Source organism: Providencia sp. PROV076, assembly GCF_028483405.1.
Classification (GTDB): domain Bacteria; phylum Pseudomonadota; class Gammaproteobacteria; order Enterobacterales; family Enterobacteriaceae; genus Providencia; species Providencia huaxiensis.
This window is the reverse complement of record NZ_JAMPRR010000011.1, coordinates 1-24,416: the sequence shown is the minus strand read 5'-3', so window position 1 is coordinate 24,416 and position 24,416 is coordinate 1. Positions and strand designations below refer to the sequence as shown.

15 protein-coding genes are annotated in these 24,416 nt (G+C 40.2%); 4 read left to right on the top strand and 11 right to left on the bottom strand.

Going from position 1 to position 24,416, the window contains the following annotated elements; all coding sequences use genetic code 11:
• Positions 1–200: 200 nt before the first annotated feature.
• Entirely contained in the window at positions 201–1,847 is a 1,647-nt protein-coding gene (pgi, locus tag PSF67_RS07785) for a glucose-6-phosphate isomerase (protein WP_272676726.1), read from the bottom strand.
• Positions 1,848–2,466: 619 nt separating this feature from the next.
• Between pgi and lysC the strand changes: the two genes are divergently transcribed.
• On the top strand, positions 2,467–3,843 hold the full coding sequence (gene lysC, locus PSF67_RS07780; protein ID WP_195698111.1) for a lysine-sensitive aspartokinase 3: 1,377 nt from the start codon (positions 2,467–2,469) through the stop codon (positions 3,841–3,843).
• Between the two features lie 61 nt (positions 3,844–3,904).
• Here lysC and PSF67_RS07775 read toward each other — a convergent pair whose 3' ends face one another.
• The 3 genes from PSF67_RS07775 to metH form a co-directional block, all read right to left on the bottom strand.
• On the bottom strand, positions 3,905–5,380 hold the full coding sequence (locus PSF67_RS07775; protein WP_272676725.1) for an SEL1-like repeat protein: 1,476 nt from the start codon (positions 5,378–5,380) through the stop codon (positions 3,905–3,907).
• Between the two features lie 164 nt (positions 5,381–5,544).
• Complete coding sequence (locus PSF67_RS07770) at positions 5,545–6,135, bottom strand: hypothetical protein (protein ID WP_181490022.1); 591 nt, start codon at positions 6,133–6,135, stop codon at positions 5,545–5,547.
• Between the two features lie 69 nt (positions 6,136–6,204).
• Complete coding sequence (gene metH, locus PSF67_RS07765; protein WP_272676724.1) at positions 6,205–9,888, bottom strand: methionine synthase; 3,684 nt, start codon at positions 9,886–9,888, stop codon at positions 6,205–6,207.
• Positions 9,889–10,091: 203 nt separating this feature from the next.
• On the opposite strand from metH, the gene iclR reads away from it, so the two are divergent.
• Positions 10,092–10,922: a glyoxylate bypass operon transcriptional repressor IclR gene (gene iclR, locus PSF67_RS07760; protein WP_206276779.1), complete on the top strand. Its 831-nt coding sequence runs from the start codon at positions 10,092–10,094 to the stop codon at positions 10,920–10,922.
• A 76-nt stretch (positions 10,923–10,998) separates the two neighbouring features.
• Here the strand turns inward: iclR and PSF67_RS07755 are convergent, their stop codons facing one another.
• The 3 genes from PSF67_RS07755 to PSF67_RS07745 all read right to left on the bottom strand — a co-directional run bounded on the left by PSF67_RS07755 (position 10,999) and on the right by PSF67_RS07745 (position 13,895).
• Positions 10,999–11,886 carry an N-acetylmuramoyl-L-alanine amidase gene (locus tag PSF67_RS07755; RefSeq protein ID WP_102140213.1) on the bottom strand — a complete coding sequence of 296 codons (888 nt, stop codon included), beginning with the start codon at positions 11,884–11,886 and terminating at the stop codon, positions 10,999–11,001.
• A gap of 538 nt (positions 11,887–12,424) precedes the next feature.
• Positions 12,425–12,682, bottom strand: coding sequence for a helix-turn-helix domain-containing protein (locus tag PSF67_RS07750; protein ID WP_229597511.1), 258 nt, complete (start codon positions 12,680–12,682; stop codon positions 12,425–12,427).
• Between the two features lie 421 nt (positions 12,683–13,103).
• A complete protein-coding gene (locus PSF67_RS07745) occupies positions 13,104–13,895 on the bottom strand; it encodes an N-acetylmuramoyl-L-alanine amidase-like domain-containing protein (protein WP_102140212.1) in 792 nt (263 codons plus the stop codon).
• A gap of 318 nt (positions 13,896–14,213) precedes the next feature.
• On the opposite strand from PSF67_RS07745, the gene edd reads away from it, so the two are divergent.
• Entirely contained in the window at positions 14,214–16,058 is a 1,845-nt protein-coding gene (gene edd / locus PSF67_RS07740) for a phosphogluconate dehydratase (protein WP_375373128.1), read from the top strand.
• Positions 16,059–16,085: 27 nt separating this feature from the next.
• Positions 16,086–16,727: a bifunctional 4-hydroxy-2-oxoglutarate aldolase/2-dehydro-3-deoxy-phosphogluconate aldolase gene (locus tag PSF67_RS07735; protein WP_102140211.1), complete on the top strand. Its 642-nt coding sequence runs from the start codon at positions 16,086–16,088 to the stop codon at positions 16,725–16,727.
• A 66-nt stretch (positions 16,728–16,793) separates the two neighbouring features.
• Here PSF67_RS07735 and aceK read toward each other — a convergent pair whose 3' ends face one another.
• The 4 genes from aceK to metA form a co-directional block, all read right to left on the bottom strand.
• A complete protein-coding gene (aceK, locus tag PSF67_RS07730) occupies positions 16,794–18,527 on the bottom strand; it encodes a bifunctional isocitrate dehydrogenase kinase/phosphatase (RefSeq protein ID WP_272676723.1) in 1,734 nt (577 codons plus the stop codon).
• A 127-nt stretch (positions 18,528–18,654) separates the two neighbouring features.
• Positions 18,655–19,962 (bottom strand): isocitrate lyase, encoded by a 1,308-nt coding sequence (gene aceA / locus PSF67_RS07725; protein ID WP_102140209.1) that lies wholly within the window; start codon positions 19,960–19,962, stop codon positions 18,655–18,657.
• Between the two features lie 56 nt (positions 19,963–20,018).
• Entirely contained in the window at positions 20,019–21,617 is a 1,599-nt protein-coding gene (gene aceB / locus PSF67_RS07720; RefSeq protein ID WP_166267874.1) for a malate synthase A, read from the bottom strand.
• Positions 21,618–21,982: 365 nt separating this feature from the next.
• Entirely contained in the window at positions 21,983–22,912 is a 930-nt protein-coding gene (gene metA / locus PSF67_RS07715) for a homoserine O-acetyltransferase MetA (protein WP_102140242.1), read from the bottom strand.
• Between the last annotated feature and the right edge of the window lie 1,504 nt (positions 22,913–24,416).

The window sequence follows — 24,416 nt, the reverse complement described above, 5'->3', positions numbered from 1 at the left end:
ATTTTCAACACAAAATGTAAAAATATAGTGAAAAATATTTTAATTACTAGCGAGTTATCGATAATAATAAAATTTATTAACATCATAATAAATTTTATTTAATTGCTTGAAAAACGAACAATTTAACAATGGTTTGTTGAACAATATAAGGCAGGAACTCCCTACCTTATATTGAAGTATTTAAATAATACGTTGTTAACTTATCGCCAAGCTTTATAGCTGTTAATCAGACCATTGGTCGAACTATCATGGCTACTCACCGTATCACTATTTTCTAATTCAGGCAGAATACGGCTTGCGAGCTGTTTGCCTAATTCCACACCCCATTGGTCGAAAGTGAAAATGTTTAAAATCGCCCCTTGGGTGAAAATTTTGTGCTCATACATCGCAATCAATGCACCTAACGAATAAGGTGTGATTGATTTCAATAAGATGGAGTTAGTTGGGCGGTTACCTTCAAACACCTTATAAGGCGCAACATATTCCATATCTGCGACATTCTTCCCTTGCTCAGCAAACTCGGCATCAACCACTTCACGAGTTTTACCAAATGCTAATGCTTCCGTTTGCGCAAAGAAATTAGATAATAGTTTTTCGTGATGATCCCCTAACGGGTTATGGGTTACCGCAGGTGCGATAAAATCACATGGGATCATCTTCGTTCCTTGGTGGATCAACTGATAAAACGCATGTTGACCATTGGTTCCCGGCTCCCCCCAAATAATCGGGCCTGTTTGATAAGTAACAGGTTTTCCATCACGATCAATATATTTACCGTTCGATTCCATATTGCCTTGTTGGAAGTAAGCGGCAAAACGATGCATGTATTGGTCGTATGGCAGAATCGCTTCAGTTTCCGCTTCAAAAAAATTGTTGTACCAAATGCCAATCAAACCTAACAACACAGGAATATTCTTTTCTAGCGGCGTTTGGGTAAAATGTTTATCCATCGCATGGGCACCGTTCAATAATTGAACGAAATTATCAAAGCCGACCGATAAAATAATGGATAAACCAATCGCTGACCATAATGAATAACGGCCACCAACCCAATCCCAAAATTCAAACATATTGTTGGTATCAATACCAAACTTCGCGACTTCTTCGCCATTTGTGGAAAGTGCCACAAAATGCTTAGCCACTTGGCTTTCATCTTTTGCCGCAGCCAAGAACCAATCGCGAGCAGAATGCGCATTAGTCATGGTTTCTTGGGTTGTAAAGGTTTTTGACGCAATTAAAAACAGGGTTGTTTCTGGGTTCAGCTTTTTCAGTGTTTCCGCAATTTGCGTACCATCCACGTTCGATACAAAGTGCATGTTTAGGTGGTTCTTGTATGGACGCAGTGCTTCTGTCACCATGAATGGACCAAGGTCTGAACCACCAATACCGATGTTCACCACATCCGTAATCGCTTTACCGGTATAACCTTTCCAATCACCACTAATAATGCGCTGGCTAAATTGCTGCATTTTATCCAATACCGCGTTCACTTCTGGCATGACATCTTTGCCATCAACATAAATAGGCGTGTTATCACGGTTACGCAAAGCGGTATGTAGTACTGCACGGTCTTCAGTACGGTTAATTTTCTCACCTTGGAACATACTGTTAATAGCGCTTTCTAGCTCTGTTTCTTTTGCTAAAGCCAATAAATGTTCCAATGTTTCTTGAGTAATTCTATTTTTGGAGAAATCCACTAAGATTTGACCATCGAACGTCGCCGAAAAATGAGTAAAGCGGTCTTTATCCTGTGCAAACAAATCACGCATATGGACATTTTTCATTTGCGCAAAATGTTGCTCTAGCGCCCGCCATGCAGCCGTTTGGCTTGGATTAATACTTCTCATGGATAACACTCTCCAAATAATTTTAAATAGAAATAGATTGTACCCCGTCACGAAAACGAGACTTATCGGTTTTCTGCGTTATATTGATATTCCCCAATTCTGCCGCACTTTTCCAGACTTAATTGTCCCTTTTATTGAAATACGCACTTTCTAGACCAATGAGCATACAAAAGTATGAGATTCAGCTAGCTGAACGCTAATCAACACCCATACAGCTTGAAGTATGGCGAGTATATACCCTAAATAATTCAAGTTGCATGTAGGCGACAAGCGAAGATAGACCGATGAGCATACAAAAGTATGTGATTCAGCTAGCTGAACGCTAGTCAACACCATACAGCTGAAGTATGGCGAGTATATACTCTAAATAATTCAAGTTGCATGTAGGCGGCAAGCGAAGATAGACCGATGAGCATACAAAAGTATGTGATTCGGTTATCTGAGCGCAGTCAACACCCATGCAGCTTGAAGTATGACGAGTATGACGGGTACATTGAGAAAAGCGATAATAAATTACCTATCATTAGAATTACTGATTTCCTTCGATTCCTGATTGACGCCATCCTATTTACCCGATAAATCTATATAAAGATTAGGTTTAACCAAAGGGATTGACACCATGAATATCGCAGCGTCTTCAGCAGACAACCATCCGTATGTTATCGCCAAATTTGGCGGTACCAGCGTCGCTAACTTTGAAGCAATGAATAACAGCGCCAATATCGTACTTTCCAACCCAAATGTACGAGTTGTGGTACTTTCAGCTTCTGCTGGCATTACCAATTTATTAATCGAACTGGCCGAAGGCTGCGACGCAGATAAACGCAATGAACTGCTGAAAAAAGTGAAGGATATTCAATACGCAATTATTGATAACCTACAAACTGCTGATGTTATTCGTGAAGAAATCAATCGCTTACTCGATAATATTGCTCATTTAGCTGATTCGGCTGCTTTAGCCACTTCTGACGCATTAACGGATGAAATGGTGAGTCACGGCGAATTAATGTCAACCTTGCTATTTGTTGAAGTACTGCGCCAACGCAACGCTAACTCCCAATGGTTTGATGTACGCAAAGTGATGAGAACGAATGACAGCTTTGGCCGTGCTGAACCAGAACTTGCTCAGCTAAAAGCATTATCAGAGCAGCAACTCATGCCACGCCTTGCCGAGTCAGTTGTGATCACCCAAGGATTTATTGGCCGTGATGAAAAAGGCCGTACAACAACTCTTGGTCGTGGTGGAAGTGACTACACCGCTGCCCTGTTAGCCGAGGTTCTTAATTTATCACGTGTCGATATTTGGACTGATGTTCCTGGAATTTACACCACTGACCCTCGCGTCGTACCGAGTGCCCAACGCATTGATGAAATTGCTTTCGATGAAGCGGCTGAAATGGCGACCTTTGGCGCAAAAATTTTGCATCCTGCGACACTCCTTCCTGCAGTGCGCGCAGGGATCCCTGTTTTTGTTGGTTCAAGTAAAGCGCCCGAAGCTGGCGGCACCATTGTGTGTGATAAAACCACTAATCCGCCGCAATTTAGGGCATTAGCACTGCGCCGTAAACAAACGCTACTCACCTTGCACAGCCTAAAAATGCTGCACGCACGCGGTTTCTTAGCGGAAATTTTCACCATTTTACTGCGCCACAATATTTCAGTGGATTTAATTACCACTTCAGAAGTCAGTGTGGCACTAACCTTAGACACAACAGGCTCAACAGGAACTAACGGTAGTTTACTCACCAATGCGCTAATGACTGAGTTATCCGCATTATGTCGTGTCGAAGTGGAAGAGGATTTAGCGCTCGTCGCAATCATTGGTAATGAGCTATCGCAAGTGAATGGCCTAGGAAGGCAAATTTTTGGCGCACTTGAGTCATTCAATATTCGCATGATCAGCTATGGCGCAAGTAGCCACAATATTTGTTTATTGGTCCCCGGAAATGATGCTGAAGAGATTGTTCGTACCTTGCACAGTAATTTATTTGAATAGTGTGGAAGTTTGATCAAAATACCAGAAGGCGATCGTGACGATCGCCTTCTATATTATGCAGTTAATCCCCTCCAGCCTGTTTGCTGGGTTGTGTAACATTGCTGGTGTATTGCAGCATCTTGCCCGTCACACCGTTATTCTGTTTTAAAAGCGCCAAGTTCCCTTTTGCAGTTTCATTACCGAGTTCTACCGCTCGTTCAAACCACATTACCGAACGGAAAATATTTTTTTCACCGCCCTCGCCTCGTGCATACATCACCGCAAGGTTATTTTGAGCATCGCTATTCTTTTTAAATGCCGCTTTTTCCAGCAATTGCCGTGCTCTGTGTGTGTTTTTCGCCACACCTGTTCCCGTTAAATAAAAGATAGCTAACTGGTTTTGAGCCTCAATGCTATTTTCTTGAGCAATCAGCAACCAACTCAAAATGTCATTCACATCAACATTTTTCAGTTCTCCAGACACATACAGTTCTGCTAACTTAATTTGAGCCTCTTTACCATCACTGTTGGCAAGTGATATATACCACTCAACAGCCTTTTTGGGGTCTTTTTTAACCCCGCCTAACCCTTTTTCATAGAATTCAGCTACCTTCATTCCTGCATCTTGGGATTCATTTTGTGCAGCACGTTCATACCAGATAAAGGCTTCAGCAAGGTCTTTGCCAACGCCATTGCCTTGTTCATAGGCTTTCGCAATCGCCAATTGAGCCGCAATATTGTTCTGTTGCGCCGCGCGTTTATACCAGTACATTGCTTGGTAGCTATTTTTTTCTATTGCGCTATGGCCTTCTTGATAAAAGTCCCCCATATTTACTTGCGCTGTTGCAGAGCCCATATTGGCGGCTTGGCGATATAAGTAAATCGCCATTTCATCATCCAGTTCTACGCCTTCACCATTTTCATACATCACCGCTAAGTTATTCACTGCGGCTGCAATATTATTGCCCGCACTTCTTTCATACCACTCACGCGCCTTTTGGTAGTCAATACCACCACCTAAACCATCATGATAAAATAGCCCCATGGCAAACTGTGCGTTAGCGTGTTCTTGCTCTGCGGCTTCTGCATACCATGCTTTCGCTTGCTTTAAATTTTGCTCAACACCAATACCATGTTCATATAAGTAACCCATCGCATATTGGCAATAAGCATCGCCTTTTTCGGCACCTCGGCGATACCACTTTTCCGCTTGTTGGTATTTTTCCTGATTTTGCAGCAACATCCCTAAATAATAGTCTCCATCCGTATTATCTCGGTCAGCCACTTTTTTAAACCAGCGGTAAGCCTCTTTCTCATTGACCGCTAGAAATTCAGTCCCATCCATATAAGCAAGCCCAACATCTACCATCGCCTCTTCATCACCAGCATTCGCTAGCTTTAATTTGGCTTTGAACTCATCAGGCATAGGCGTACTTTTAGGCTGTGCCTGTAGCGTATCCGGTTTATTTTTCGTCGAAGGCGCTTCAACGATATTGCCAGCTTGCGCAAGGGAAATACCGCTAACATAGAAAACTAACAGAAAAGAACGTAATTTCATCACCATGACCCATTTATTGGCGTTATGTCATTAACATATCATTCCAATAAAAAATTCATAAGGGATGTTGGCTGAAAAAGTAGAATTACAAAGGAATTATTCAGAAAACGGAGGAGACGCCAGTTTCTTGCTGAAACTTTTGTCTCCTTAATAAGCTACAGTTCTTAATTAACGCGGTAACCACCGTGTTTGCTGGCAAATAAATTAAATTTACCCCACTCAATTAGCAGGGCTTCCAATGTGCGATAGCTAATCTTACACAGCTCAGAGATCTGAGAAACCACAAAGTGGTTTTCGCTCACCAGCTCTGGTGAAAAGACTTCGGCAATCCATTCACACTCTTTCGTAGTCACCAGCCAACCATCATTGGTCGAAAATTTATGCACGGGTACCATACCGTCTTTAGGGCTTTCTTGGGATAACAGCTTATTTTCATCGAGTTGGGCTTGATGAAAAGCCGTGATTTCTTCCTCTGAAGGGATAGGCTCCACCGCTAAATTTTCTTCTAAAAACAGATAAATCTCTTCTGCTCTCGCAGGCGTTAGCTCGCTTCTTAACCAAATCTGATTAAAACAATGCTCACCCAGTGAATCATCGGTATCAAGCTTGTCCATGATCTGTAACACACTCATCATGGCACTCACCGCATCTTCACTCATCATAAAGGTTTCAGGCGCCGCGCTGTTTTGGATCTGATAAGGAAAAACTGCCGAGCGTGGCAGTTCTTCTTCAATAATAAATTCATAGCTCATCATTGGACCCCTCTAATGTATTACCTATAAGATGGTGCCGAATACATGAAAAATCAATATATTGATCTTGTTTTAATCTTCAGGATCATAAGCTAAGTTTGGCGCTAACCAACGTTCTAACTCTGTCACTGACATCCCTTTGCGTTTTGCGTAATCCTCAATTTGGTCTTTTTGTAGCTGAGCTACCGCAAAATATTTACTTTCTGGATGACTAAAATACCAGCCTGACACTGAGGCGCCTGGCCACATCGCATAAGAACTGGTGAGCTGCATACCAATTTTTGCTTCCACATCAAGTAACTGCCAAATTTTTGCCTTTTCTGTATGCTCAGGGCAAGCCGGGTACCCCGGTGCAGGACGGGTTCCTTGGTAATTTTCACGAATAAGCTCTTCATTACTCAAGTTTTCATCAGCCGCATAACCCCAATAACGCATACGGACTTGTTGGTGTAGATATTCAGCAAACGCTTCCGCTAGTCTATCCGCCAGCGCTTTAACCATGATTTTATTATAATCATCATGCTGTTGTTCATATTCATCAGCAAGCGCATCTTCTTCTAAGCCCCCAGTCACAGCGAAAGCCCCAATATAGTCAGCTTTACCGCTATCCTTTGGCGCGACAAAGTCAGATAAACAATAGTTTGGAAATTCCGTTTTTAAGGTTTGTTGGCGTAAATTCAGCCCCATCACTTGCACCTGGTTTCGCGACTCATCGGTATAAATTTCCACATCATCCCCAACCCGGTTTGCAGGGAATAAGCCAAAAATACCTTTTGGTGTTAATAAGCCGTCTTTATCTAGCTTATCTAACATATTATTAGCGTCTTTCAATAGCTTACGAGCTTCAGAACCCACCACTTCATCTTCTAAAATTCGCGGATATTTACCTGCTAAAGACCATGTCATAAAAAATGGCGTCCAGTCTATATAGCCTCTCAAGGTTGAAATAGGTGCTGTGACTTCTTGAATACCAAGGAATTTTGGTACCGGAGGTTGGTAATTTTGCCAATCAATCTTCACTGCATTCGCTCGCGCCACATCCAATGCTACAGGGGGGGTTTTTGGCCTTCTACGGCCATGTTGCTGACGAACGGTTTCATATTCACGGCGAGTTCGCGCCACAAAATCTGCTTTTTGTGTTTCTGATAATAATGCAGCCACCACTCCCACGGTGCGTGAAGCATTTTGCACATAAGTCGTTGGCCCACTATAGTTCTGCTCAATTTTTACAGCGGTATGTGCTTTTGATGTTGTTGCTCCACCTATCAATAATGGCAAGGTAAACCCTTGTCTTTCCATCTCTTTTGCCACATGCACCATTTCATCAAGCGATGGCGTGATCAACCCAGACAAACCAATGATATCAACGTTCTCTTCACGTGCTGTTTTTAGAATAGTTTCACACGGAACCATCACACCTAAGTCAATGATTTCATAGTTATTACATTGCAATACAACCCCAACAATATTTTTACCAATATCATGAACATCGCCTTTTACGGTAGCGAGCAAGATTTTTCCTGCACTACTACCTGATTGCTTAAGCTCTTGAATATAGGGTTCTAAATAGGCTACAGCTTGTTTCATCACCCGAGCAGATTTCACCACTTGAGGTAAGAACATTTTGCCTTCCCCAAATAGGTCACCAACCACATTCATACCGTTCATTAAAGGGCCTTCAATCACTTCGATTGGGCTGGAAGCACGTTGGCGAGTTTCTTCCGTATCTTCAATGATAAATTCGGTAATCCCTTTCACTAGTGCATACTCAAGGCGCTTTTCCACTTCCCAACTACGCCATTCCGCTTGTTGAACTTGTTGCTCTCCAGCCCCTGCTCCACGGTATTTTTCCGCCAGCTCAAGTAAGCGTTCTGTGCTGTCATCACGGCGGTTTAAAATCACATCTTCAACAGCATCTTTTAATTCCGCGGGTAAATCATCATAGATAGCAAGCTGCCCTGCATTAACGATCCCCATATCCATTCCATTACGAATGGCGTAATACAAGAAAACAGCATGAATTGCTTCACGGACAGGGTCGTTCCCTCTAAATGAAAAGGAGACGTTGGAAACCCCACCAGAAATCATCGCATGAGGTAACTGAGCCTTGATATCCTTACAGACTTCAATAAAATCAACTGCATAGTTATTATGCTCTTCGATTCCGGTGGCTACGGCAAAAATATTCGGGTCAAAAATGATATCTTCAGGTGGGAAGCCCACCTCTTCGGTAAGGATCTGATAAGCACGGCGGCAAATTTCAATTTTCCGCTCACGTGTATCTGCTTGGCCAACTTCATCAAATGCCATAACGACCACGGCAGCGCCATATTTACGCAATAATTTAGCGTGTTCAATAAACGCCTCAACCCCCTCTTTCATTGAGATTGAGTTAACTATCCCCTTACCTTGTATACACTTAAGCCCCGCCTCGATCACTTCCCATTTTGAGGAGTCAATCATAATCGGCACGCGTGCAATATCTGGCTCGCCAGCAATTAGATTCAAGAAACGTACCATCGCTGCAAGGGAGTCCAGCATTCCTTCATCCATATTGATGTCGATGATTTGTGCACCATTTTCAACTTGCTGACGCGCTACATCTAAGGCTTCTTGGTAATTTTCTTCTTTAATCAGCCGCTTAAATTTTGCCGAACCAGTCACGTTGGTTCTTTCCCCAACGTTCACAAATAATGATTTTTCGCCAATATTTAGTGGTTCTAAACCGGATAAGCGGCATTCAACAGGGAGTGACGGTAATTGACGTGGCGTGATGCCTTTTACTGCTTCTGCCATTTTTTTGATATGTAATGGCGTCGTTCCACAACATCCACCAACAATATTCAAGAACCCTGCGGTTGCCCATTCATGAATTTGTTCAGCCATATTTTGTGCATCAAGGTCATACTCTCCAAACGCATTTGGTAGCCCCGCATTAGGGTGCGCGCTAACATAACATTCAGCAATCCTTGATAATTCAGAAATGTACTGACGAAGTTCATCAGGGCCTAATGCACAGTTCAAGCCAAATGATATCGGCTGCGCATGGCGCAATGAGTTATAAAATGCTTCTGTTGTTTGTCCTGATAATGTACGGCCAGAGGCATCCGTGATCGTACCCGAGATCATAATTGGCAGAGAAACACCCAAAGCTTCCAGTTCGGTTTCTACCGCAAAGATCGCGGCTTTCGCATTCAATGTGTCAAAAATGGTTTCGATCATGATCAGATCCACACCGCCTTTCACTAAGGATCGTGTAGATTCGCGATAAGCTTCAACGAGTTGTTCAAAGGTAATATTGCGATAAGCCGGATCATTTACATCAGGAGAAATAGACGCGGTACGGTTTGTCGGGCCTAATACGCCAGCGACATAACGCGGCTTTTCAGGGGTTCTACGTGTCCACTCGTCGGCACATTCACGGGCAAGGCGCGCAGCAACTTCGTTAATTTCAGCGGAAAGCGATTCCATTTTATAATCAGCCATCGCAATGGATGTTGAGTTAAAGGTATTGGTTTCAACAATATCCGCCCCAGCTTCAAAATATTGAAAATGAATATCACGAATGATATCTGGTTGAGTTAAGACTAATAGGTCGTTATTTCCCTTTAGATCACTCGGCCAATCCGCAAATCGTTCACCGCGAAACTGGGCTTCCGACAACTTATGTTGTTGGATCATTGTTCCCATTGCACCATCTAATACCAATATACGTTTTTTTAATTCTTGTTCTAATTGATTAACTTTTGCGGACACTGCACTGCCCTCCTGAAATGGAACACTGAGAAATAAGTCAAATTTTTACTTTTAACATCCTATCACAACTTCTCATGCGAAAATTCGCTGTTATGATGAGAGTTTTTCAAGGTTGCACAAGAGCACACTTTTCACTGATCCGATGAGTATTTTCAGGTGAAATAGTTCATAATAGAAGCAAAATGACAGTCAGGAGAGACTTAATGGCAACGGCACCAATTACTAAGAAACTTAAAAAAGCAAAAGGGCCGGCGAGTGGCGCAGCTGCAGCAGGACAAGTACAGTCATTAAGTCGTGGCTTAACACTGTTGGAATATATTTCCGAATCAACAGGGGGGATCGCCCTCACAGACCTTGCGATGCAAGCTGGCTTACCAAACTCAACAACACACCGCCTATTAATGACATTAGAACAACATGGTTTTGTTCGTCAAACGGGTGATTTAGGCCTATGGGTTATTGCTTCTCATGCTTTTATCATTGGTAGTAGCTTCTTAGAAAGTCGCAATTTATTAGCCCTTGTTCACCCGATACTGCGCCGCTTAATGGATGAATCAGGGGAAACCGTCAACTTAGCGATCCTAGACCATACCGAGTACGATGCCGTTATTGTTGACCAAGTACAATGTAATGCGCTAATGAGAATGTCAGCACCGATCGGTGGAAAACTGCCATTACACGCCTCGGGGGCAGGTAAAGCATTCATTGCTAACTTACCGGAAGATAAACTAGTTCCACTTTTAAGCCGTAAAGGTTTACATGCTTATACGCCTTATACATTAACTAACCCATCAGCCTTAAAAGAGAATTTACAACAGGCTAAAAAACAAGGCTTTTCTTATGATGACGAAGAGCATGCTTTAGGGTTACGCTGTATTGGAGCTTGTATTTATGATGAGCACAAAGACGCTTTTGCAGCCATTTCTATTTCAGGCCCATTATCTCGAATCACCGATGACCGCATTACTGAATTAGGCGCCATGGTTATCAAAGCTGCAAAAGAAATAAGCCATGAATATGGCGCAAACCGCTAACCAAACAGTAAAAGTGAAATACGAAACAACTTGTATTTCACTTTGAATCAACCTAATAGAGCATTTTCACTTCCTGCTAGTCGCCTTGCTGATTTGTCGAAACATTAGGCAACTGCGAGGTCTTCTCAAATAACTTAAATTTTTGCATATCACGATACTTTTCAATGAGTGCCAATGCGATAGCCTCTGTTTCAGCATCCGCTTGTCCTTCAATATCCCGCGGGCGGAAATGCAATTGGAAAGCACGTAATATTTTTTTCGTCTGTGGATCTAACTTACCTGATAACGGAATTGTTGAATAACCATAATAATTAAGCGCTTTTTGAACGCGTAGCACGTTTGCAGGCTCATTGGCATTACGCCCCGCTAGAAATTTAGTCACTGTGTTAGGGTCTGGCCAAGCGCCTATTCCATTTTGAGCAAGACGTTGCCATGGAAATGCCTTACCCGGATCTTGCTTGCGCAGTGGAGCAATATCACTGTGGCCAATAATATTCTCTGGGGGAATGTTATACCGCTGCATAATATCTTTGACGAGAGGGATCAAGGCAACAATTTGCGCTTCATTATAAGGGGCCCAATGCAGTTTTCCTTTTACATCCTTTTGCAATCCTGCATTGACGATTTCAATTCCAATAGAAGTATCATTCAGACCATTATGCTGTCGCCAATAGCTTTCACCTGCATGCCATGATTTTAACGATTCAGGAACGAGCTGTAACACAACAGGCAGACCATTTTTAGTTTCAGGTACACTCGGAACAAGGTAATGGGAACTCACTTTGCCTTGTGTTAGCAGAGTTATAGAATGCGCATCATCAGAGACTGTATAGTGAATAATGATATATTGAATACGTTGACTACTATTTTTTGATGGGTAACGGTTATCAAGATAGTAACCGTTGTTCGAAGCCGAACAGCCTAATAGCAAAAAGGCAAATAATATCCCTATATACTTGAACATCGAACCATAACCTTCATCTATTATTCATTAAGCTTTATTTAAGCATTGTGTCGTCAGCAATACTATCAATTTTCATGCATCAACAGCACTGCGACGCCTTTTATTCATAAGAATATAGATAAGAGACAATAAAATAAATCTTTAAATACATCACGTTAAAACCTTTTTAGCTCATATTAGAAACAAAAAAGGCTTTAATATTTACTAGAACGGTCTCCTTACCTAAAATGGTAGGAAACATTGGAAGAAACAGAGATAAACTCCAGAAAACTTGTCATTATGAACACTAATAAATTCACTTTAAAAATAAAAAAACATGAAATTGATTATTCTTATTTCTATAATTTAATTCCAAATTATTTTCAATTTTAAATACTTACCATAAAATTTATTTTTCTAGCGTTCTGAAAAATTAATCATCTAGTTCCCTATACGTATAAGTGACACCCCATTCTTATACTAAAAACCTTTAAAGAAAATAAATTATTTATAATAATTTCATAAATAGAAAATAAAAAGCATTTTACTTTGTTTACCACTAACTCATTTTTTCATATTCAACCTGCTTAGCAATAATTCTAGTAATTTCATTAATATCGATGTCTAAAAAAATCACAATTTCAATCAGTTTATCTAAACTCAACTTATTAATACCTAACTCATATCGTGATACTTGCTGTTGACTCAAATGAATAATTTCGCCTAACTCATTCCCTGATAATCCTTTACTTACTCTAGCCTTACGTAAATGATTACCTAATAATGCATAAACATTTTTATTTTTAGCGATATGCATAACCATCTCCTAAATTTAAATAAGACAAATAATTTAGCTAGTATTACTCATTATAAAATTAATTATCACCTTTTAAAATAGTTATGAACAATCAAAGATGGCAAGAACAATAGGTAAACATCATCTTTATATACAAAAAAAAGAGACCCCAGTCATATTTACAAAGTAATCCATTGCTTTATAAAAGTTTTTCTCTTTTTGGTATAAAATAATATTTATATATATTTTTTTTGATCAAATCGATATTTTAATATATTTTTACATTTTAAATGTAACTAGCAATGATTAGCAACCAATAAAAACAATTGTATAATTTTCATTATTGAACTATTTTATTGCATGTATTGATTTTATTTTATGTATTGATTTTATACATACATAAACTTGAGTTTACTTATTTTTTATATCAAAAATAAATAGACTAATTATCTGATTTAGGTCTAAAAACAACAATACCAGACTTTCCTTTTAAATAATCACTCAATTCAATATCAATGACCTGAAGATTTCCACGTAGTGAAGAAGCATTTCTAAATATTGTCTTGTTCCCCCTACGTATTACAACCCCCACATGGCTGACATCTAACCCATTATCCTTTGAATAAATACCAATGTAATCCCCTGCATTCAACCTCAACACCAAGTCATCATCTACATATTCTGTTGGAATATAGGTTATTAACCTATTTTTAACCGGCAATCCCGATATATACATCTGATTATGGTTTTTAAAATTAAGTCGTTTATTTACCTTAACTGCATGTGAACTTATTTCATTGGTAATATCGACCACAATTGCTTCAGGCTCTTGTGCCCAATCAGAAAAAAAATGCCGACGATGTTTAAATGTAATATTTTGACTGATATAACGAATATTGATTAAATTTAAAACAAACTGTTCATAGTTTTTAGAACGCTTAAAAGCTTCGGTGTACTCTATAAATGTCATACAGTCCATTTCTTTCAAATTAATGACTAATTCTTCGGCTGATAACGGGCTCATATTCAATGTTTGCTTATTATAAGGCGTCGTTAAAAAACGTTGAGTCATTGCATCAATTTTGTCTGCTTGTGACGCATTATGTAATTGCATTGCTGCTTGCTCATTAAAAACTTCATTTAAGACTTTATATGAGCCCGAAACTAAAATCACTTCAGCCCTTACAAAATTTGCCAATAGCAATATACATGCCGCTATAGCTAGCCTTAACATTCTTGCGCTCTTCTCATTGATACGACCTAACCTTCTGCAATTATCTAATTGAATTTGATGATAAAACCATCAATAAAGCCACTATAGCATGCTTATTTGTCTATTTTCTACCCTGTCCATACCATAATATAAATTTGATTCAGATCACAGATAGCTTCGAATATTCATTTTCCATATTGCAACGCCTCCATTTTCATTGAACAATGTTACCGGTAACATTGATGCTATAGTACTCGAGCAAATAACGATAGGTACACCCCAAATTGACTTGCAGTTTGATTCATCATTTTACTGCGCTATGGAGCAATTATCATGAGCATGACCACCTCTAAAGTGACAAATCCTTCGGTGATCAATAAAGAACTTGATCGCATCACTCAACGTATCATTTCTCGTTCCGTGAAAACTCGAGCCGCTTACCTCAAGAAAATAGAGCAGGCTCGTAGTATGACTGTCCATCGAGCATCATTAGCTTGTGGTAACCTTGCCCATGGTTTTGCAGCCTGTCAAAGCGAAGAAAAACAAATTCTTAAAAGCATGACTCGCTCTGATATTGCTATCATCAATTCCTACAATGATATGCTTTCAGCACATCGTCCATACGATAAGTATCCAGAGCAACTCAAAAAAGCATTATTAGAAGCCGGCTCGATTGGCCAAGTCGCTGCAGGTGTTCCCGCAATGTGCGATGGTGTAACCCAAGGTCAAGATGGGATGGAGTTATCGATGTTAAGTCGAGATGTCATTGCCATGTCAACCGCCATTGGTCTATCCCACAATATGTTTGATGGCGCACTCTATTTAGGCATTTGCGACAAAATTGTTCCTGGTTTAATGCTTGGTGCACTTTCATTCGGCCACCTTCCCGCAATATTTGTTCCAGCAGGCCCAATGGCTACGGGTTTACCAAATAAAGAAAAAGTTCGCATTCGCCAGCTGTATGCTGAAGGCAAGGTTGATAGACTCGCTTTATTAGAGGCTGAGGCTGCGTCTTACCATGGGATAGGTACCTGTACTTTCTATGGTACGGCTAACTCAAATCAAATGATGATGGAAGTGATGGGGTTACATCTACCCGGTGCGTCATTTGTACCGCCCGATTCTCCACTACGAGATGCATTAACAGAAGCCGCCGCACGACAAATTACACGTTTAACTGAGCAGTCAGGCCAGTATTTACCTATTGGTCAACTGGTTGACGAAAAAGTGATTGTTAACGGTATCGTCGCATTACTCGCGACGGGAGGCTCAACTAACTTAACCATGCATCTTGTGGCTATAGCAAGAGCCGCAGGGATCATTATCAATTGGGATGATTTTTCTGATATTTCTGCCATTGTTCCACTCATTTGCCGTATCTATCCTAATGGCCAAGCAGATATCAACCAATTCCAAGCTGCGGGTGGTGTAGCTTTACTTATCCGCCAGCTATTACAAAAAGGTTTATTGCACAACGATGTCCATACCGTCGCAGGATTTGGTCTAACAAATTACACCTTGGAGCCTTGGTTAAACAATGGCCAACTTGCATGGCGAGAAGGACCAGAGTCCTCATTCAATCTGGATGTTATTGCTGATATAGACCGCCCTTTCTCTCCTCATGGAGGCACAAAATTACTGTCTGGTAATTTAGGACGCGCAGTGATGAAAACATCAGCTGTTCCTGAAGAAAATCAAATTATTGAGGCTCCAGCAGTCGTATTTAACAATCAAAATGAGATTGCCGCACACTTTGAAGCAGGTGAACTCAATAAAGATTGTATCATCGTTGTCCGCTTCCAAGGGCCATCTGCAAATGGCATGCCTGAACTTCATAAGCTAATGCCGCCTCTTGGTGTACTTATGGATAAAGGCTACAAAGTCGCACTCGTTACTGATGGCCGCTTATCTGGAGCGTCTGGCAAAGTACCCTCCGCAATTCATGTCACGCCTGAAGCTTACAATGGTGGACTGTTAGCAAAAGTAAAAAATGGCGATATTATTAGGGTAAATGCATTGACCGGAGAACTACAATTACTGGTTGAAGAAGAAGAACTCAATAAACGCCAACCCTTTGAGGCTGATTTAACTGCTGAGCGTAGTGGTTGTGGAAGGGAACTTTTCGGTGCATTAAGAAGACACTTATCAGGTGCCGAAGAAGGCGCTTGTAGCATTGATTTTTAATCTATTTTCATTGAATAGGAATAGAAAATGAATAATTGGAAAATGACCGCTGAAAGCGTATTAAAACAAGGCCCTGTCGTCCCTGTTATTGTTATTAAAAAATTAGAACAAGCGGTTCCTCTTGCAAAAGCATTAGTCAAAGGTGGTGTTAACGTTTTAGAAGTCACTTTACGCACTGAATGTGCTATTGATGCTATTCGCCTCATTGCGAAAGAAGTACCTGAAGCGATTATTGGCGCAGGCACTGTTATCAATGCAAAACAACTTGCTGAAGTCACTGAAGCTGGAGCACAATTTGCAATCAGCCCCGGCTTGACGGATGAATTGCTCAATGCCGCCACTAAAGGAAATATTCCTTTAATTCCAGGTATTTCAACCGTTTCTGAACTTATGCTTGGTATGCAATATGGCTTGAAAGCGTTTAAATTTTTTCCAGCAGAAGCCAACGGTGGGGTTAAAGCGTTAAAAGCCATTGCCGGCCCTTTCTCACAAGTCAAATTTTGTCCAACGGGTGGAATATCGCTAGCTAATTACCTTAGCTATTTAGAATTAGATAGTGTTCTGTGCATTGGTGGTTCTTGGCTCGTTCCTGAAGAAGCACTGAATTCAGGTAATTACGAAAAAATTACCCAACTTGCACAAGAGGCTGTACAAGGCGCCAAAAGATAGTGCCCCGAAAAACGGCTCAGTCACTTGCTGGGTCGTTTTGTCCCTCTTTAATTAATACGATTAAAATTATGCAACCTCATTGAGTTTATGACAAAAACGTAATTCCTCACGATAAGCATAAACATCTTCTACGTACCCCGCCAAAATCCTATTTTGTAACTTTTGCCAATAATCTGCGGAAAATAAATCTGCATGATATTGTTGCAAGTAATGACGAATTTTCTCATTTTGGCAAATAAAAGAAGCAAACTCTTCAGGAAAAACATCTTGCTCACCAATGCTATACCATGGCTCACTCGATAACTCTTGCTCAGGGTATAATGGCTCAGGAATTTTACGAAAATTCACCTCTGTCATATAACAGATTTCATCATAATCATAAAAGACAACACGGCCATGACGCGTTACGCCAAAATTTTTAAACAACATATCTCCGGGGAAAATATTTGCAGCCGCTAATTGCTTAATCGCCAAACCATATTCATTCAATGAATGATGTAATTGCGCATCAGTGGCATTATCCATATAGATATTCAATGGGATCATCTTTCTTTCCATATACAGATGACGAATCAATATGTTATCGCCTAAATCTTCAATTTGAGATGGAGCTTCTTTCAATAACTCCGTCATTAGTTCATCGCTGATAGCAGATTTGCTAATCACAAAATTTTCAAACTCTTGGGTGTCAGCCATGCGACCAACTCTATCGTGCTCTTTAACCAAACGATAGCATTCTAAAACCCGTTCTCGTGTCACCTGTTTTTGTGGGGCAAATTGGTCCTTAATAATTTTAAAAACACGGTCGAACGAAGGCGATGTAAAGACTAACATCACCATTCCTTTCACGCCTGGAGCGACAGTAAATTGCTCTCGTGAAAAATTAATATAGGCGAGATACTCTCTGTAATACTCTGTTTTTCCATGTTTTTGACAGCCAATTGCCATATATAATTCAGCAATTGACTTGCTGGGTAAAATCTCCCTCAACCAAAAAACCAGAGCTGCTGGAAAAGGGGCATACACCATAAAATAGGACCGAGCAAAACCAAACACAATACTGGCTTCATCAAACTCAGTTAAACAGGTATCGATATAAATGTACTGACAATCATCATGATGAATAGGGAGTAAGAATGGATAAACCTCATCATTAATATAAATTTTACCGACCAACCAAGCTGCCTTATTACGATAAAATAGCTCATTTGCGATATGGAAGCTGACTTTTTGGTTTTCAATATCGGGAAATCTTATTTCCAATACATTGATAATACAATGAATATCGAAATCCAGATTCCGCCACTTTAGCCTTAGTGGTAATCCACTTAACATTGTAAACAATAATCCCTCTAAATTATTATTAACAATATATTCGCGAGATAACGGCCTAGGCGAAATAGAAAAGCGCCTCGCAGGCTGAGACGTAAAAATAAATAGGTTATCTTGTGTCAGCTCCCGATGCTGAAATAGCCGACAATAAACGGAATTAAAAAAGCTTTCTGCTATTTCAAACCTTGGGTAATCCGGTAATAAGGTTTTATAAATATTTTTTATTTGTGCCAATTTATCAGGGGTTAAAGATTGCACTAACCCCATAAACTGTAGCTGAGCGACAACTAAGCCAACATGATGGTCATACAATTGAATTCGTCTTTTCATCGCATGCTGAATGGCATGCCAATCTGCCTGTTCAAACCTTTCTTGTGCGCCTGAGGTTATTTCAAGGAAGCGGCCATATTGCGCATCAAAACCCTGTAAAATGGTTTGCGCTATTATCTGTTCTGTCGTCAATATCATAACCACTCCTATAAGAATACAGACTCACTTTGAATAAAAAACAGGCACTAAACGTGCCTGAAAAATTAACAGATATAGCTAACCAATAAAGACACCAGAAACACCGATTGAAAGGAAAATAATCTAACTAGAATTGCTCTTCTTCAGTTGAACCAGTTAAAGCCGTTACTGATGAAGCCCCACCTTGAATAACGGTTGTCACTTTATCAAAATAGCCGGTTCCTACCTCTTGCTGATGTGAAGAGAAGGTATAACCTTTATTCATTGCAGCAAACTCACATTCTTGAACTTTTTCAACATAATGTTTCATGCCCTCACCTTGTGCATAAGAGTGAGCCAAATCAAACATGTTGAACCACATGCTGTGAATACCTGCTAACGTAATGAACTGGAAGCGATAGCCCATCGCTGAAAGTTCGTCTTGGAAACGCGCGATCGTGCTGTCATCTAAATTCTTTTTCCAATTGAAAGATGGAGAACAGTTATAAGCCAATAGCTTACCTGGATATTTAGCATGAATAGCCTCAGCGAACTGTCTTGCTGCTTCAAGGTCAGGTTTTGACGTTTCGCACCAAACAAGATCTGCATATGGTGCATAAGCGAGCCCGCGGCTAATCGCTTGCTCAATTCCTGCTTTAGTACGGAAAAAACCTTCAGAGGTGCGTTCCCCAGTAACAAATGCCGCATCATAATCATCGCAGTCAGATGTTAAAAGGTCTGCTGCATCGGCATCCGTTCTAGCAACCAAAATAGTTGGTACACCTGAAACATCCGCCGCTAAACGAGCTGCAACCAGTTTTTGAATCGCTTCTTGAGTAGGAACAAGAACTTTCCCACCCATATGACCGCATTTTTTAACCGCGGCTAATTGGTCTTCAAAATGGACAGCTGCGGCCCCCGCTTCTATCATATTTTTCATGAGTTCGAAGGCATTTAATACACCACCAAAACCCGCCTCCGCATCTGCGACAATAGGTAAAAAATAATCAATATACTCTTTGTTGTCAGGGCCAATACCATTCGCCCACTGAATTTGGTCTGCACGACGAAATGTATTATTAATTTTCTTAACTACTGATGGCACTGAATCAACAGGGTAAAGTGATTGGTCTGGATACATACTCGATGACGTATTTGCATCCGCAGCAACCTGCCAACCTGATAAATAAATAGCTTCAATACCTGCTTTCGCTTGTTGTAGCGCTTGCCCACCCGTTAAAGCGCCCAGTGCATTTACATAGCCTTTCTTTGAACCACCATGTAACTGATCCCAAAAACGCTCTGCACCTTTGCGCGCTAAAGAGTGTTCAATATTCACAGAACCACGTAATTTCACCACTTCTTCGGCTGTATATGGGCGAGTAATGCCTTTCCAACGTGGTTTTTTCCACTCATTTTCTAATTCGGCAATTTGTTCTAAGCGCGATGTTGTCATGATCCACTTCCTTTATAAGAATATGTAGGGTTTATCGAATTTTTTATTTACTATGCTTAATCTAATAATTGGTATCCGGGGATAGTTAGGAATTCTATAAGTTCATCCTGTGTTGTAATGCGCCTCATCAGTTCTGCAGCCTCACGAAAACGACCGCTTTGAAAACGCTTATCACCAAGTTCTTTTTGAATAACTTGTAATTCCTCATCCAGCATTTCTTCAAATAAAGCCTTAGTGACTTTCTCACCGGTGGACAATGTTTTACCGTGACGGATCCACTGCCAAATTGAAGTCCGTGAAATTTCTGCTGTCGCAGCATCTTCCATCAAACCATAGATGGGTACACAGCCATTCCCGGAGATCCATGCTTCAATGTATTGAACCGCAACACGAATATTAGCTCGCATGCCTGCTTCTGTTCGTTCACCGGCACAAGGCTCTAATAGCAGGTCAGCCGAGATTTCTTCGTCGAAATCACGGGATACATGTAGCTGGTTTTGCTGCCCACCAAGAGCTTGATTAAACACGCTCATAACGGTATCCGCTAAGCCCGGATGTGCAATCCAAGAGCCATCGTGCCCATTTTTCGCTTCTAACTCTTTGTCTGCTTTTACTTTCGCTAAAATAGTTTCATTTTCTTGAGGATCTTTACTCGGTATAAAAGCAGACATTCCCCCCATCGCAAATGCACCACGGCGATGACACGTTTTAATTAATAAGCGCGAATAAGCACTTAAAAATGATTGTGTCATTGTGACAACTTGGCGGTCTGGCAAGACGCGATCTGCGTGCTCCTTCAGAGTTTTGATATAACTAAATATGTAGTCCCAGCGCCCGCAATTCAGCCCCACGATATGGTGGCGCATGTGGTACAAGATTTCATCCATTTGGAATACTGCGGGTAATGTTTCAATCAGTACGGTTGCTTTGATCGTGCCCCGAGGTATCCCCACCAAATCTTCAGCCATACTAAAGACATCGCTCCACCATTTTGCTTCCTCCCAAGATTCAAGTTTTGGGATGTAAAAATAAGGGCCACTCCCTTTTTTTAATAACGCTTGATAGTTATTAAAGAAGTAAATAGCGAAATCAAATAGGCCACCAGGGATCGGCTTCTCTCCTGATAAAACGTGTTTTTCATCTAAATGAAGGCCACGAACACGAGCAATCAAAACAGCAGGATTAGATTTTAATTGGTAGACCTTTCCACTTTCATTGGTATAAGAAATATCACCACGAATCGCATCCCCTAAGTTGACTTGACCATCGATCAATTTTTCCCATGAAGGAGACAGAGAATCCTCAAAATCCGCCATAAATACTTTCACATTAGCATTCAAAGCATTAATAACCATTTTACGCTCGACCGGACCAGTAATTTCGACACGGCGATCTTGCAAATCTGCTGGGATACTTTGAATCTTCCAATTCGATTTTTTTATGGAATCAAATTCCGAAATAAAATTAGGCAAAGAGCCAGCATCGATCTTTTGCTGCCTGAGTACCCTATCTTTTAATAATCTCTCTCTACGAGGAAGAAACTCTTCAACTAACTTAGAAAGAAATACAATAGAATCAATAGATAAAACTTGATTTTCTAGCTGTTCAATATTCTTTGTGAATGTTAATTCCGATACAGGTAGTTGCTGCTCCATCGACCAATCCCTCATTCATCGTTGACTATGAATTAAGCATAAGATCAAAACAAAAATAAATCAAAAACGATTTCCATTTTATTAAAATAAACATGTAACTTATTAATAATAATGTATTTTTAAAGAATGGATGAATTGACCACCCATTCCTTTACTTTAAATAAAATGTTAAATAGTCGTTAAATCAACTAATTATAGAAAGCTGTACTTTTGAAATTTTTCGTTGGAAATAAAAAAAGCAGCTAATAAATAGCTGCTTTCAGACTAACTGTGACACCTGTTTCTACGATATAAGCCTAATTTAAACTGGTATAACCAGTTAAAACACTTATTTTATTGTCATTACTAAATTTATATTTCTTTTTTTAATCTAGTGTTGGTTCCATATTAGTAAGATCAAAAGGTGTGATCTGATACACATAATAATTCAACCAATTTGAAAACAACAAGTGACCATGGCTACGCCAACTCACCATTGGGGGATTATTGGGATCATCATTTTTGAAGTAATTGCATGGGATCTGAGGCGAAATTCCAGCATCTAGGTCACGCCAATATTCTTGTGCAAGCGTATCTCCATCATATTCTGGATGGCCTGTCACAAATGCTAAGCGCTTGTCTTTTGACCCAAATAAATAAGCACCTGCCTCCTGTGAACTTGCTAAAATCTCCAGATCCGTATGCTGACGGATAAGATCTTCAGGAAAATCGGCATAACGAGAGTGAGGCGCATAAAATGATCCATCAAACCCTCTTGTCAGCAAAGCATATGGCTCTAATGTATCATGCTGGTAAATACCAGATAATTTTTCTTCTCTAGTCCATTTTGGTAAGTCATACAGCACCTTTAAAGCGGCTTGTACAGCCCAACAAACAAAAAGGGTTGATGTTACATGTTGCTTTGCCCAAGCTATCACCTTTTCTATTTGCTGCCAGTATAGTACGTCATCAAACTCAACCAGTCCTAGCGGAGCACCCGTTACAATTAAGCCATCAAAATTCTGATCCTGTATGTCTTCAAAATCACAATAAAAGGTATTCAAGTGCTCTGTCGGAGTATTTTTTGACTCTCGTTGATCAATTCGTAATAGTTGAATATCAACCTGTAATGGTGTGTTTGACAGTAAACGAAGAAACTGATTTTCAGTTTCTATCTTTTTCGGCATCAAATTGAGTATCAACACTTTCAAGGGGCGGATCTCTTGATGACTAGCTCTTGTTGTTGTCATAACAAAAACATTTTCTTCTTTCAAGAAATTAACTGCCGGTAGTTCATCTGGTAAACGAATAGGCATCATTCATCCCCCTTTTTCCGTTTATACGTTTAGACTTCTAGAATGCTAAATAATCTAACTAATGTTATTCGTCTTGTCGAGTGTTTCAAGGTTAAATGAAATAATTTCAAGCACTAGAACTTATTACTTATTCTCAATGAGTATATCCAACAATCAACTCATTGATTTCCCATATTTTATATTGAGAGTTACTCATTTTTATTATCTACAAATAATAAGAAGGCTTTTACATAATTTATACTCAATAATTAGCTTTAAAATCTATCTCTACATTATCCCAATTATTTCAATTCATTCTGTAGTGCCAGTAAGTTGTTACTCACTACTTTGCGTTTAAAATATCCATCCGTCACGCCAATATAACCGCTTTTCTTCCTTGCTCCTCCTAGCTCCCGTCACCCCACTACCATCACCAGTAACCACGGTCCCACCTCAACAAGTGAGTTGTTACTTACTACTTTGTATCTAAAACATCCATTCATCGCGCCAATACAACCGCTTTTCTTCCATTGCTCCTCCTAGCTCCCGTCACCCCACGACCATCACCGGCAGTCACAGTCCCACCTCAACAAGTGAGTTGTTACTTACTACTTTGTATCTAAAACATCCATTCATCACGCCAATACAAACGCTTTTCTTCCATTGCTCCTCCTAACTCCCGTCAACCCATCACCATCAACAGCAACCACTATCCCCTTCAACATGTGAGCTGTTACACACTACTTTATATCCAAAATTTTCATTCACAGAGCCAATGCCACTAAGAGTCACCTACCGATTGCCTAACCTAACTCTCTTAACTCTTTTTACCCCACAGCCATCACTTATATCTCCGTGCGCTCTTCAACACGTGAGTTGTTACTTACTACTTTGGCTCAAGTGATTACATTCCCTGGAGTAATAGATAATCATCAATACACTATATCCATTTGATTTTATTGACTTACCTGCACTTAATTAAAAAATACGTAAGCTGTTACTTACTACTTTGACTCAAGTGATGTCATTCATCACCGTGATGGAGAAACACCCAGTCCACAGTACTCACGTGATATTCTTAAATTTTTTTCCACAAAATAACCTGTGAGTTGTTACTCACTACTTTACGTCTAGAATGTCCATTCGTCACACTGATACACTCCATTGCTCCTCCTAGCTCCCCTCACCCCACTACCATCACCGGCAGTCACCGCCCCCTTCAACATGTGAGCTGTTACTTACTACTTTGGCTCAAGCAGTTACATTCCCTGGAGTAATAGATAATTATCAACTCACTATATCCATTTAATTTTATTGACTTACCTGCACCTAATTAAAAAATACGTGAGCTGTTACTTACTACTTTGACTCAGGTGATGTCATTCATCACCATGATGAACAAGCACCCAATCCATAATACTCACGTGACATTCTTAAAATTCTCTTTTCCACAAAATGATCTGTGAGCTGTTACTCACTACTTTAGTTCCAACAATTCTATTCACCACGATCAGCGGTAAAGGTG

Bases quoted from the DNA above. Each gene is read 5' to 3' on its own strand.
- pgi (WP_272676726.1), bottom strand. From the start codon at position 1,847: ATGAGAAGTATTAATCCAAGCCAAACGGCTGCATGGCGGGCGCTAGAG.
- lysC (WP_195698111.1), top strand. From the start codon at position 2,467: ATGAATATCGCAGCGTCTTCAGCAGACAACCATCCGTATGTTATCGCC.
- PSF67_RS07775 (WP_272676725.1), bottom strand. From the start codon at position 5,380: ATGAAATTACGTTCTTTTCTGTTAGTTTTCTATGTTAGCGGTATTTCC.
- PSF67_RS07770 (WP_181490022.1), bottom strand. From the start codon at position 6,135: ATGATGAGCTATGAATTTATTATTGAAGAAGAACTGCCACGCTCGGCA.
- iclR (WP_206276779.1), top strand. From the start codon at position 10,092: ATGGCAACGGCACCAATTACTAAGAAACTTAAAAAAGCAAAAGGGCCG.
- PSF67_RS07755 (WP_102140213.1), bottom strand. From the start codon at position 11,886: ATGTTCAAGTATATAGGGATATTATTTGCCTTTTTGCTATTAGGCTGT.
- PSF67_RS07750 (WP_229597511.1), bottom strand. From the start codon at position 12,682: ATGCATATCGCTAAAAATAAAAATGTTTATGCATTATTAGGTAATCAT.
- PSF67_RS07745 (WP_102140212.1), bottom strand. From the start codon at position 13,895: ATGTTAAGGCTAGCTATAGCGGCATGTATATTGCTATTGGCAAATTTT.
- edd (WP_375373128.1), top strand. From the start codon at position 14,214: ATGACCACCTCTAAAGTGACAAATCCTTCGGTGATCAATAAAGAACTT.
- PSF67_RS07735 (WP_102140211.1), top strand. From the start codon at position 16,086: ATGAATAATTGGAAAATGACCGCTGAAAGCGTATTAAAACAAGGCCCT.
- aceK (WP_272676723.1), bottom strand. From the start codon at position 18,527: ATGATATTGACGACAGAACAGATAATAGCGCAAACCATTTTACAGGGT.
- aceA (WP_102140209.1), bottom strand. From the start codon at position 19,962: ATGACAACATCGCGCTTAGAACAAATTGCCGAATTAGAAAATGAGTGG.
- aceB (WP_166267874.1), bottom strand. From the start codon at position 21,617: ATGGAGCAGCAACTACCTGTATCGGAATTAACATTCACAAAGAATATT.
- metA (WP_102140242.1), bottom strand. From the start codon at position 22,912: ATGCCTATTCGTTTACCAGATGAACTACCGGCAGTTAATTTCTTGAAA.